This is a genomic window from Paraferrimonas sedimenticola (assembly GCF_002282855.1).
Classification (GTDB): domain Bacteria; phylum Pseudomonadota; class Gammaproteobacteria; order Enterobacterales; family Shewanellaceae; genus Paraferrimonas; species Paraferrimonas sedimenticola.
This window is the reverse complement of record NZ_NRIR01000001.1, coordinates 127,570-139,883: the sequence shown is the minus strand read 5'-3', so window position 1 is coordinate 139,883 and position 12,314 is coordinate 127,570. Positions and strand designations below refer to the sequence as shown.

General features: G+C 51.2%; 9 protein-coding genes. 4 read left to right on the top strand and 5 right to left on the bottom strand.

Annotated features, from left to right (window positions below; translation table 11 throughout):
* Positions 1 to 27 precede the first annotated feature (27 nt).
* Positions 28 to 915: a LysR substrate-binding domain-containing protein gene (locus CLC93_RS00610; protein WP_169902739.1), complete on the bottom strand. Its 888-nt coding sequence runs from the start codon at positions 913 to 915 to the stop codon at positions 28 to 30.
* Between the two features lie 151 nt (positions 916 to 1,066).
* On the opposite strand from CLC93_RS00610, the gene katG reads away from it, so the two are divergent.
* Positions 1,067 to 3,247: a catalase/peroxidase HPI gene (gene katG / locus CLC93_RS00605; RefSeq protein ID WP_095504000.1), complete on the top strand. Its 2,181-nt coding sequence runs from the start codon at positions 1,067 to 1,069 to the stop codon at positions 3,245 to 3,247.
* A gap of 141 nt (positions 3,248 to 3,388) precedes the next feature.
* Here katG and CLC93_RS00600 read toward each other — a convergent pair whose 3' ends face one another.
* The 3 genes from CLC93_RS00600 to CLC93_RS00590 form a co-directional block, all read right to left on the bottom strand.
* On the bottom strand, positions 3,389 to 3,907 hold the full coding sequence (locus CLC93_RS00600; protein ID WP_095503999.1) for a GNAT family N-acetyltransferase: 519 nt from the start codon (positions 3,905 to 3,907) through the stop codon (positions 3,389 to 3,391).
* A 64-nt stretch (positions 3,908 to 3,971) separates the two neighbouring features.
* Entirely contained in the window at positions 3,972 to 4,592 is a 621-nt protein-coding gene (locus tag CLC93_RS00595) for a DsbA family protein (RefSeq protein WP_095503998.1), read from the bottom strand.
* 28 nt (positions 4,593 to 4,620) lie between these two features.
* Positions 4,621 to 4,857, bottom strand: a complete 237-nt coding sequence (locus CLC93_RS00590; RefSeq protein ID WP_095503997.1) for a hypothetical protein — start codon at positions 4,855 to 4,857, stop codon at positions 4,621 to 4,623.
* A gap of 40 nt (positions 4,858 to 4,897) precedes the next feature.
* Here CLC93_RS00590 and CLC93_RS00585 point away from each other — a divergent pair, with 40 nt between their 5' ends.
* The 3 genes from CLC93_RS00585 (at position 4,898) to norR (ending at position 9,089) form a co-directional block, all read left to right on the top strand.
* Positions 4,898 to 6,748 (top strand): DUF294 nucleotidyltransferase-like domain-containing protein, encoded by a 1,851-nt coding sequence (locus CLC93_RS00585; RefSeq protein ID WP_095503996.1) that lies wholly within the window; start codon positions 4,898 to 4,900, stop codon positions 6,746 to 6,748.
* A complete protein-coding gene (locus CLC93_RS00580; RefSeq protein WP_095503995.1) occupies positions 6,748 to 7,410 on the top strand; it encodes a 3'-5' exonuclease in 663 nt (220 codons plus the stop codon). The genes CLC93_RS00585 and CLC93_RS00580 overlap by 1 nt, the downstream gene beginning before the upstream one ends.
* 122 nt (positions 7,411 to 7,532) lie before the next feature.
* Positions 7,533 to 9,089 (top strand): nitric oxide reductase transcriptional regulator NorR, encoded by a 1,557-nt coding sequence (gene norR, locus CLC93_RS00575; RefSeq protein ID WP_281254647.1) that lies wholly within the window; start codon positions 7,533 to 7,535, stop codon positions 9,087 to 9,089.
* 69 nt (positions 9,090 to 9,158) lie between these two features.
* Here the strand turns inward: norR and CLC93_RS00570 are convergent, their stop codons facing one another.
* Positions 9,159 to 12,071: a TonB-dependent receptor gene (locus tag CLC93_RS00570; RefSeq protein ID WP_095503994.1), complete on the bottom strand. Its 2,913-nt coding sequence runs from the start codon at positions 12,069 to 12,071 to the stop codon at positions 9,159 to 9,161.
* Positions 12,072 to 12,314: the final 243 nt, after the last annotated feature.

The window sequence follows — 12,314 nt, the reverse complement described above, 5'->3', positions numbered from 1 at the left end:
GTCACATGCTGGTTTGTGTTGTTGCAGTTACAAACGCTCGAAATATTGCTTTAGTGCGTCGAGCAGCACCTTAACTTTGTTGGGCAGTTTTCTGTCTACGGTTAGTGCGTAGATGGGGCGCGGCTCAATTGTCCAGTCGGGTAGCACTCGCGTTAGTCCACCGCGATGGGACAGGGCGTTGACTTCCATTTCGGGCAGAGCGCATAGCCCGAGCCCCGCAAGTGTTTGGCCAATTAGTGTATTCAAATCGTTTGACTTAACTCGGTAGCTAGGTTGCACCAAGCGAGTTTTCCCTTTGCTATCCGATAGCAATACATCGGATAAGGGATTGAGATTGTCCTTTTCGGCGCTTTCGTTGTGACCAATCCAATGATGATTGTTTAAATCGTCAGGGATTTTGGGTACGCCATATGTCTCTAGGTAGCTTGGGCTGGCATACAAGCCAATCCCCATGGTGCCTAACCTATGGTAAATGTAATCGGATTTTTGCGGCTGCCCGACACCAATGGCGATATCGATTTGCTGCATGATCAAATCGCAGCCTGCGTCGGTGGCGGTGATGTTGAACTTTAATTGTGGGTGCTCATCGAGACAGGCGCGCAATAAGTCCCCTAGTACCCAGGCTGCAATACCCACAAAAGCTGAGATCCTAATTTCACCTTCAATGGAGTCTTTGGCTGAAACGATTTCGTCGTTGGCGCACTCGGCGGCATTCATCATGCGCTTGCCGTGTTGGTAATAGCGCTTGCCGGCTTCGGACAAACTGATTTTTCGAGTTGAGCGATAGATCAGTGAGATCCCTAGGTCTTCCTCAAGCTGGGTCACCTGCTGACTGATGGCCGAGGCACTCATACCGAGTTGTTGCGCGGCGCCGGTCAGGCTACCCGCATCAACCACGTGGCAAAAAACCGCCATTTGTTTCAATCTATTTATCGTGTTTCTCGGCATAGTGTCTATTATTGTTAAGCCAGGCTTAACAATGTAGTTAGTTTAGTCAGGATAATCAAAGGATAACGAAACCAGTAAACTGCTTTGTGAACTTGTATAACCCATGTGGAGTTAAGATATGAATTCTGGAAATAAATCAGGGCAGTGCCCCGTCATGCACGGCTCAAATGCGGAAGTCGGGAACACCCCAATGAAGTGGTGGCCCGAGGCATTAAATCTCGACATTCTTCACCAACACGACAGCAAGCCCAGCCCCTTTGATGCAGAGTTTAATTACGCAGAAGCCTTTAAACGTCTTGACTTAAATCAGCTAAAAGAGGACCTGAAACAACTCATGTCTGATAGCCAAGCTTGGTGGCCTGCCGATTGGGGCCATTACGGTGGCTTGATGATCCGCATGGCTTGGCACGCAGCAGGTAGCTATCGAATGGCGGATGGGCGCGGTGGTGCCGGAACCGGTAACCTGCGTTTGGCACCGCTAAATAGCTGGCCGGATAACGCCAATTTGGACAAAGCCCGCCGTTTGTTGTGGCCTATCAAGAAGAAGTATGGCAACCAAATATCCTGGGCCGATTTGATGATTTTGGCGGGTAACATGGCTTACGAGTCAATGGGGCTGAAAACTTTTGGCTTCGCCGGTGGACGCGAGGATATTTGGCATCCCGAGTACGATATTGATTGGGGAGTTGAAGACGAGTGGTTGGGTAAAAGCGAGCAGCGAGTAAACCCGAATAGCGGTGATATGCAAGACAATCCGTTAGCCGCGGTTCACATGGGCTTGATATACGTGAATCCCGAAGGTGTAGATGGCAATCCAGACCCTCTAAAAACGGCAAAGGATGTCAGAGAGACCTTTGCCCGAATGGGTATGAATGACGAGGAAACGGTTGCGCTGACAGCCGGCGGTCACACGGTCGGTAAAGCGCATGGTAATGGTTCGGCTGACAAGGTAGGGCCTGAGCCTGAAGCTGAAGCGCCAGAGCAACAAGGTTTGGGCTGGATCGGCAGCAATGGTAGCGGGATTGGGGCGGATACCGTGACCAGTGGCCTTGAAGGAGCCTGGACCACCAACCCAACACAGTGGGATAACGGCTACTTTTACTTGCTGTTTAACTACGACTGGGAGTTGACCAAGAGCCCTGCCGGTGCTTGGCAGTGGGAACCGGTTGATATCAAAGAAGAAGACAAGCCGGTTGATGCGTTTGACGAGAGCACCCGTCGCAACCCTATGATGACTGATGCCGATATGGCGATGATAAAAGACCCGATTTATCGCCAGATTTCCGAGCGTTTTTACCAAGACCCAGAGTATTTTGCCGATACCTTTGCTCGAGCTTGGTTTAAGTTAACCCACAGAGATATGGGACCTAAATCTCGCTACCTTGGCGATGATGTCCCTAGCGAAGATTTGATTTGGCAAGACCCGATCCCCACTCAGCCTCATGTTCTTACAGCTGAAGACATCGACAAGCTCAAAGCGAGTATTCTAAGCTCAGATTTGAGCGCATCCGAGTTGATTGCCACCGCGTGGGATAGCGCCAGAACTTATCGCCAATCGGACCATAGAGGGGGCGCCAACGGTGCGCGTATTCGCCTGGCGCCGATGAATCAGTGGGACGCTAACGAACCGCAACGTTTGAGTAAAGTGCTCACTGGATTGTCTGCCATTAAGAACGAGCTTGGCTCAGATATTAGTATGGCGGACTTGATTGTGCTGGCGGGCTCTGTGGCGGTCGAGCAGGCTGCGAAAAAGGCCGGGTTTGAGATAGAGGTTCCCTTTACTCAAGGTCGAGGCGATGCGCTAGAGAAGCAAACCGACCCAGCATCGTTAGCCGTGTTACAGCCGCTGCATGACGGTTTTCGCAATTACCTGCAGTCCAATTTCGATGTGACGCCAGAGAAGTTGTTGCTCGACCGAGCTCAGTTAATGGGTCTGTCAGCACCTGAAATGACAGTGCTAATCGGTGGCATGCGTGTGCTGGATACCAATTTTGACGGCACGGATTATGGGGTATTGACCGACAACAAAGGCGCTTTAACCAACGACTTTTTCGTCAATCTCACCGATATGAACTACCGCTGGGAGCCGACTGGGCGCAACAGTTATGCGATTGTTGACCGTCAAACTCAAGCAACCAAGTGGACTGCCACTCGCGTTGATTTGGTGTTTGGCTCTAACTCAGTGTTGCGCGCTTATGCCGAGTTGTACGCGCAAGATGACAACCAACACAAGTTCATCAAGGACTTTGTTGCTGCTTGGGTGAAAGTCATGAATGCCGACAGGTTTGATCTAGCTTGACCCTTGGTGGGGCAATAGCACGAACCAAATAGGGCGACTGCCTGCCTTCACATATAAGGAGTAGTCGATTCGGAGCGTGTTGGAGCAAGCCTAATAAATTAAAAGGTGACCCTAGGGTCACCTTTTTTGCACTTAGCGCCTTTAGCGCGAGTATTTTGGAGGGATTACAAGCTCAAAAAAGAGAGAATCCTCTTGTTTTGACGGCCGAGCCACAAAGCCCAGCTTCTCTAATAACCCAATTGAGGCAGTATTGGATTTGGCCACTCCGCCAATCAGCTTTTGCCAGTGCCCCTGTTGCGACACCGTATGAATAAACCCCTGCAGTAACTCGCTGGCAAGCCCCTGACCCCAGTAGTCTTTTGCCAACAGATAACCTATGTGCGCTTCTGGCTGGGTACTTTTTGCGACGAACAGAAACCCGATCAATTGGCCTTGGCGTGTGCTAACAGTGAGCAGATGACTTTCCTCGAGCATGGCACTAAGCCACAGCGTCGCCTGTTGAGGCGTGTTTATCTGCTGAAAATAGGGCGGTAGGTCTTTTACCACGTCGAAGATAAGTATTTCAGGAATACGCTCAATCAGCGCTGTATGCTCGACTGGTTTGAGCGATTCTTCTAGCTCGAGCACCACAAGGCGAGGAGTTTCAAATGAGAGAGTCATGGGTCTTGGACTTTGAGAATCTAGAAGACAAAGTTATCGCCTCAACCAGGTGTTTATCTAAAGACTAGTTCACAACGCCTAATACTTGGCTAAGGCGTTGCTCCATCTCGGCGGTTTGGCTGAATCCTAATGCCAAGGGGTAGGCGCGATGTTTCTCGTCAATGTAAAACAGTGCTGGAAAGCCGCTAACTTGCAGCTGACGGGCAATATCAAGCTGCTGCTGCAACCTTTGCTGGGTTTGTGCTGAGTGCAGCGTCTTTTCAAATTGCGCTTCATCGATACCTATGCCGCTAGCACAGGCCGTCAAAGTCGTTTCGAGTGAAGGATTTTTTGCCTCTTGGTAGTAGGCCGCTTGAATGGCTTTGGCCATCGCTTGTGCGCTATTCGCTTGTATTGTCTCAGCGGCAATTACCGCACGACAAGCCGGATAAGTGGAGCGATAAGGCGTGTTGAGGGTCCAAAATTCGTGGTTAAAGCTGACTTGGGACTTGGCTTCTATTTGATGCCAGTAGCTGGCGATGGTTTGTCTAAGCTGCTCGTCCATTGGAGTTTGGCTATCCGGGGCCAAACCGCCCATTATCCAATCCACTTGGGCATTGGGATACTTGGCCAACAAGGCTTCTAGCTCGGGCTGAAAGCCGTAGCACCAGCCACACATGGGATCCATTACATACAAGAGTCGCATTCTCGCCTCACTTATTCTTCGGCAAAAACTAAGGGCCAAAAATAATCAGATTGGCAATTCGAACCAGGATCCCGATAAACAAAAACAGCACACCCATGCGGAATAGCTTGAACTCGCCAATCGCCATATCATTGAGTTTGTTGACGAAGACCTGCCAAACGGCATTATAATTTTTAGTTCTTGCGATGTATTTGACTAAAGCCGTAATGACGAGCAAAACGCCGCCGAGTAATAATAGGGCTTGTAGGTGGGGAAGGTATTCCATGACGCTCCTCGGGAACAAATGACTTGGGACTATTAAAGCGATGGATGGTGTTGAATTACAAGAGGTAATGGCATTTTTTCGCGAAACTTTGCCATTTAGTCAGCTAACCGAATCCGAGCAGCGCTTGGCGCTTCGAGATCTCAAAATTCAATACTTTGCTAAAGCTCAGGGAGAAGTCCCTATGAGTCAGCAAGACCCTAAGTTGTACTTGGTGTCTAGCGGCGCATTTGAGATACGAACGCCAAGCGGTGAGCTGGTGGACCGACTCAGTCGCGGTGGTGTATTTGGCTATCCCACTCTGCTAACCGGTGAGGCGGTGGTCAATCGAGCGATAGTGCTTGAAGACGGCCTACTAATGAGTATCGATGCCGAGTGTTTTAACACCCTGCGTCAACAAAATCGCAAGTTCGACCGCTTCTTCAACAAGGCCCACGCCAAGCGAGTGCGTCTGCAAACCCGCTATTCCACCAAAACCGATTCTTCCGTATCGAGAGTCGATTCGCTGATGTCTCGCAATTTGGTCAGTGTTGGACTCAATGACACTGTGCAAGATTGCGCTCGTTTGATGCGAGATAGACGAGTGTCCTCCGTGCTGGTGGAACACATGGGGGAACTCAAAGGAATTGTTACCGACAAAGACCTACGCAACCGAGTGTTGGCGGTGGGTTTAAGCGCTGATGCCCCCATGTCACAAGTGATGACTGCCAATCCCATGAGTATTTCCGAAAAGTCGACGCTGTTTGAAGCCAATCTTGTGATGAGCGATCACCACATTCACCATTTGCCGGTAGTGCGCGATGGTCAAGCGGTGGGAGTGTTGACCAGTACCGATATTCTGCGCAATCAAAGCTCCCAGCCTTTGTTTTTAATCAACCGAGTGAATCGCTGCGTCAGTGTGGCCGATGTGGTAGAAGTCAGTGGTCAAATCCCTACCTTACTGCAGGCGATGATAAGCGCCGATGCGCGGGCACAAGAGATTGGCCGAGTGCTCACTTTGGTGACCGACGCGCTGACTAAGCGTTTGATTCAATTAGCAGAAGATCAGTTAGGTGCACCGCCCATGCCGTACGCCTGGTTGGCGTTTGGCAGCCAGGGTCGCCAAGACCAAATGGCTAAATCTGACCAAGACAACGGACTGCTGCTGGCCCATGAGCCCAGTACTGAAGAGCGCGCATACTTTCAGCATTTGGCCAACTTGGTGTGCGATGGATTAAATGAATGCGGTTTTGTTCATTGTCCCGGTGACATCATGGCCAAAAATCCCAAGTGGTGTCGTAGCCTAGATGGTTGGCGACAAGTGTTTTTTGACTGGATCGACACGCCATCGCCTAAGGCACTGATGCACGCTTCAATCTTCTTTGATATTCGCGCGGTTTACGGCGCCAAAAGCCTGGTAGACGAGCTACAAAACCAAATTCTCGAGCGCACTCAGGGCAACTCAATTTTTCTGGCAGCCCTTAGTGCCAATGCCCTAAATGCCAAACCACCGCTAGGCTTTTTCAAGAAGTTTGCGCTAGAGCGCGATGGCAAAGAAGTGAAGGGCATCGACCTTAAGCACAAGGGCAACGCGCTTATTACCGACATCATGCGTATTTACGCCTTGGCCGAAGGCGTGCGTGAGGTCAATACTTTTGAACGTATTCGCGCCCTGACTCAGTCCAAGCTCATTAGCAATAAAGACCTGCTTAATTTGGCAGACGCGCAGGAGTTCATTGGTCATACTCGTCTGTCCAATCAGGGGCAGCAATTTGCCAAAGGATTGGAAGTCAGCAATTACTTGCTGCCACAAACCGTATCCTCGTTCGTCCGCCATCAGCTCAGAGACGCCTTTCAGGTGGTTCACAGAGGTCAGCAGGGTCTTGCGCTTAAGTTCGCCAGAGGCATGGCCTAATGCCGCCTTGGGTTTGGCGCTGGCGCGAGTGGCGCGCTAAGCACGACTGGCAGCGCGCCTTGCTGGGAGGTGTACGCGAGCAGTGGCGCACACCGGTTAATCAAGCACGGCTGATGGTGTTTGATTTAGAGATGACCGGCCTAGATGCTCAGCAAGACCAGTTGTTAGCCATTGGCATGGTGCCGATTATCGACGGCTGTATTTTGCCAGGCCGTGGTAAGCACGTTTATGTGCAAATTGACGGCAGCGTGGGGCAGAGCGCGGTGATTCACAAAATTCACGACAATCAGCTAGAGCAGGCGCTGAGCCCAGAGCAAGCCTTTGACTGGTGGTGCAAGCAAATGGCTGGGTTTGTGCCGGTGGCGCACCACGGAGGCTTGGACTTTGGCTTTCTGCGAGTTACGGCCCAGCGCCAAACTGGGCAAGATTTTAAGATGCCTTGGGTGGATACGCTGGTGTTGGAGCAGCGCCGACTCACCATGCGCGAACAAACCATCAAGCCTGGCGATCTCACTCTGTCTGCTTGTCGACAGCGCTATCGCTTGCCCCAATATCAGGCCCACCACGCCCTAAGCGATGCTTTTGCTACCGCTGAGTTATTGTTAGCTCAGTTGGCACAAATGGGCGGTAGCGACAAAATAGAAGTGGGTAGTTTGCTGTAGTTTTTGTGGACTAGGGCCAACTTTTGCGGGTCCGCGCTTTCGATTCCCCGTATGGTTGTTAATATGACAACCTGACTTACTTCAGTAGGCTCTAAATCTTTGAGTCGACCCTCGGAGTTGTTGTGGTTTTAAACGCTCAAACTCATTCTGCATTACTGGATATTGCGCTGGATCTATCCGCTGCAATGCCTAGCCAGCGCCGCTATCAGCGCCTAATTGAAACCGTTGCCAGTGTCTTTCCTTGCGATGCCGCGGCATTGCTCATTGTTCAAAATCGTGCGCTAGTACCGGTTGCTTTACACGGGATTGCCCCTGAATTGATTGGCCAGGCCTTTGAGCCGAGCGCACATCCCAGACTTGAACGCATCATGTCCAGCCAAGAACCGGTGCGCTTTGAATACGACAGTGATTTGCCAGACCCGTTTGATGGGCATTTGGCAGTGGATATTGAGCGCAGCCTAGACGTGCACGCTTGTATCGGTTGTAGCTTGTACGCCGAGGGCGAGTTAGTGGGTGTGCTTACGGTTGATGCACTGGCCCAAGGGGCGTTTGACCAACTGAGCGACGAGCTACTGGCCACCTTTTCGGCACTAGCGGCGGTGGCGCTTAAGAACGCCAATTTGGTCGATGCGCTGCAGCGCATGGGCCAACAGCAACAAGCGGTCGCTCGTGAGCTGGTGCAAGAGGCGCGTTTACGCGAAGGCGAAATTGTCGGCGATAGCGCCCCTATTCAACAACTAAAAGACAACATAGCGCGCGTTGCGGCCAGTCAATTGTCTGTGTTGATCACTGGTGAAACCGGCACTGGTAAAGAGCTGGTGGCGCGTACCCTGCACGCCCAATCGAGCCGTGCTCAAGCGGCATTGGTGCACGTAAACTGCGCCGCTTTGCCCGAGTCTGTGGCTGAGAGCGAGCTGTTTGGGCACGTTAAAGGCGCGTTTACTGGCGCTAACCAAGCCCGTATGGGCAAGTTCGAACTGGCCAATGGCGGCACCTTATTCCTTGATGAAGTCGGCGAGTTGTCACTGGCCATTCAAGCCAAACTGTTACGCGCGTTGCAGCAAGGGGAAGTTCAGCGGGTAGGAGCAGATGCCAATGTCACGGTTAACGTGCGCATTATTGCGGCCACTAATCGAGACTTACAAGAAGAGGTTCGTCAGGGCCGGTTTCGCGCCGACCTATACCACAGGCTGTGCGTCTACCCGGTAAAAGTGCCTGCGCTAAAAGAGCATATTGAAGATATTCCGCTGCTGGCGGGGCACTTTTTACAACAAGCTCAACACAAGCTTGGCATTGAGCAGATTGTGCTACATCCCAACGCGCTTAAAGCCATGCAAGAATACGATTGGCCCGGTAATGTGCGCGAGCTTGAGCATCTGATGCTAAGAGCTGGATTGAAAGCTCGACAGGGGGCTAATGGCCGAGTGCGGATTGACCTTGAGCATCTGGAAATTGCAGTGGGTTCAACAACGCCAGAGCAAGCGCCTTTAAGTAATGAGAATGCTGTCGCGCCGATAGCGGCAAACGGATTGCGCGATGCGGTGGACCAGTTTCAGTGTCAGATTATCGCTAATACTTTGTCAAAGAATCAGGGCAACTGGGCGCAAACCGCCAGAGACTTGCAACTGGATAGGGGCAATTTATTTCGATTGGCCAAGCGCTTAGGGCTGAAAGACTAAAATCACTCAGACACAAAAAAGCCGAGCACTTAGTTAACCTAAGGCTCGGCTTTTTGCGTTTAGGCTAGCTTACCAAACGAAACGGGCGCCAAGGGCGTAGCGAGCTTCGTTTTGCTGCGAGCGTAGCATCTGCTCGGCGTAGCGGCCGTGGATGCGTTGCTTAGAGCCAAGGATGTTAATGCCTTCGGCTTGCAGGCTGATTTGCTCGGTGATGGCATAGCTTAGGCTGAAGTCCAACTGGCCGTAGGCTTCGGTGAACTGAGGTGCAGGACCGCCAGATTCCGCTTGACCCATGGCTGATAGGAACTTGTCACGCCAGTTGTAGGCCAGACGACCGGTGAAGTCGTACTTGTCGTAGAAAATCGAGAAGTTAGCGGTATCGCTCAAACCAGGTAGGGCGAACTGCTCGTCGGTTTTCTCAACGTCGTAGTGAGTGTCACCTTTGGTGTAGGTGTAGTTCAGACCGGCACCGAAACCAGTTTCACCAAACCAGTGTTGCGCTGCGAACTCCATACCGTAGATGTTCAGATCTTCAACGTTGTTCGGACGAATGATCTGCCACTCCGCCAATGGGTCACCATCAGCTTGCTGAATGTTGCCATTCTCATCGCCATAGCCGTTGGCAATCAACCAGTTAAACACTTCGTAGTCGGTTGGGGTGCCGCCAGCATTGATGATTTCTTCGCGAGCTTGGTTGGCCGCATCGCTGATGAAGGGGTCTTTGATGTGGTCAAAGAACACGTACTCAGTGGTGTTAACCTGGAAGTTTTCTACGTCCTTGTTAAAGAAGCCCAAAGACACATAGCTGGCATCGCCGTAGTAGTACTCAAGTGACAGGTCGATGTTGTCAGACAGGTAAGGCTTTAACTGGGTGTTACCGGCAAAACCAGTACGACCGCCCACTTTTGGTTGAGCTGTTAGTGAGGTGGTAGCGCGCATTGCACCTAGATTGGCGCGAGTCATGGTCTTGCTATACGAGAAGCGAGCTAACAAGTTGTCTTGGATTTCCAGCTTAACGTCTAGGTTTGGCAGGAAGTAACGGTAGTCGTTCTTCTCGTCGGTCGGGGTCCAGTCGTCTGAGTAGTTAGTGCCCCATTCGGTTGGTGTCATCCAGAAGATGCTTTCTGCCTGGCGCTGCAAGCTCGACGCTTCAACGTCGGTTTGCTCGTAGCGAAGGCCGGCAACCACATAGATAGGCATGTTGTTAAACTCGCCTTCAACGTTGAACTGAACAAAGGCCGACGTGGTCTTTTCTTTGATCTTGTGATCATCGCTAAAGCCATCTAGACCGTAAGTTACGTCGTACTCATTCTCAGCCCACGCCATCAACTCGTTTTGGTCGTAGGTGTAGTAGTAAGGGATCAGCATATCGCTGCCACCACCTGAGAAACCGTCCAGGAAGTTACCACTAAGACCCACATAGCTCATGAAATCAGCCACTTGACCTTTATTGCCGTACCAGCCCGCGCTGTGCTGCGAGTAGCCCGATTGCGCGTGGGTGTCCATTTCGGTGTAGGCCAAACCAAAGTCAATTGAGGTCAGCGAATCCATGCTGGCGTTTTCCCAGGTACCGTCGAATTGGTACTGAGCCACATTGGTTTCGTTGCGACCACCAAGCACTCCTGCGAAAAGGGTGGCGTAGTCTTCAGGCTGTAGGTGTGGTTCACCCGCTGGATTTAGAGTGCCGTAGCTGGCGCCCAATAGCGGAATTTCAGTGCTGCTGGCATCGTAGAATTTGTCGGCAATGTTTAGTGCGCCGGCAATAAAGAAGCGGCTGGTGATGCTATCGCCCAAGTCGCCGTCAGAGGTCGCTGATGAGTTGTGCGCGTCAAAGCGCAGAGTCAGGTTGTCGCTAACGTTCCACTTGGCGTTAAAGCCCAGAGATTTGTTTTCGTTCTCAGTGGCAGCCTGGTGCATGGTGCCTGAGTAGTCACCACCTTGCTCGGTCACTTTTACAAAGGTGCCATTTTCATCGATAACCGCATCGGTAGCACTGCCTGGACCGTCAAACCACAGACCCCATGTGTCGCGATTCGAAATGTCGTTTAGCTTGGAGTAGGTGTAGTCGGCGGTCAGCTCTAGCGTATCAACTGGAGCGAACTGCAACACCAATTGGGCGTTGGTACGCTTGCGCTCAATGTCTTCGCTGGCAAAACCAATGTTACGAGCGTAGAAGTAGTTGTCGTAAGGGTTTTGGTTGTTATCTTCAACATTAGCGTTAGGGTTCAGGCCACCGGCGTACAAGTCGGCACCTTTGAACTGACGCCAACCGTCAACGGTTGCGGCTTTGATGTTGGAGTTACGCACAGTGTGCGATGCTGACAAACCGATACCAAAGCGGTCGTCCATCAGAGTCTGACTCAAGATACCGGATAGCTCAGGGGTCACTTTATCGCCAGTAACAACACCAGTGTCGTGATGACCTTTGATCCCAAAGCTGGCTTTGGTGCCTGGATTGTCAAACGGACGAGCAGTGCGAATATTGATGGTAGAGCCGATACCACCAGAGGCCAGATTGGCTTGTCCTGTCTTGTACACTTCAACAGCGCTGACGCTATCGGATGACAAGTTAGCAAACTCAAACGAGCGAGTAGACTCACCGCTGGCTTGAGCGGTAGGCATGATGCGATCGTTTAGTGTAACCAAGTTAAATTCAGGACCGAAACCACGAACCGTCACTTTAGAACCTTCGCCATTCACACGGTCAATTGCCACACCAGTAATACGTTGCAGTGACTCAGCAAGGTTAGTGTCGGGGAACTTGCCTATGTCTTCTGCGGTGATGGCATCGACAACGCCGTTGGCGTCGCGCTTGGTGTTCAGTGACTTTTGCAAGCTACCGCGAATACCTTTGACCTGAATGACTTCGATGTCTTCAGCTCCGGTCGCAGTTTCTGCCTGAACAGTTGAAATGCCAGCAATACCTAAGGCAAGGCATAGGCTGGTGGCAATTCGAGTTTTACTAAAAAGGCCCTTGTTCATCTAGATGGTCTCCGTGTACTAGATCTCTGGTTTTTTATTTTTATGAGCGTTGGCAGGATGGTTATTTTAATTCTTGCCAGCCGCGCCCCACTCATTTGTTAATTTAAAATGTAAGCGCTTTCACGGAGGTTAAGTTTCTGTAGTGAGGAGTTCAATGAAATGTCTAAAAAGTGCAATCTATCGCTCACTTTTAATGCAACTGAGTGAGAACTGGGTCACGCGGCAGCTTGCTTGTGTACAGCT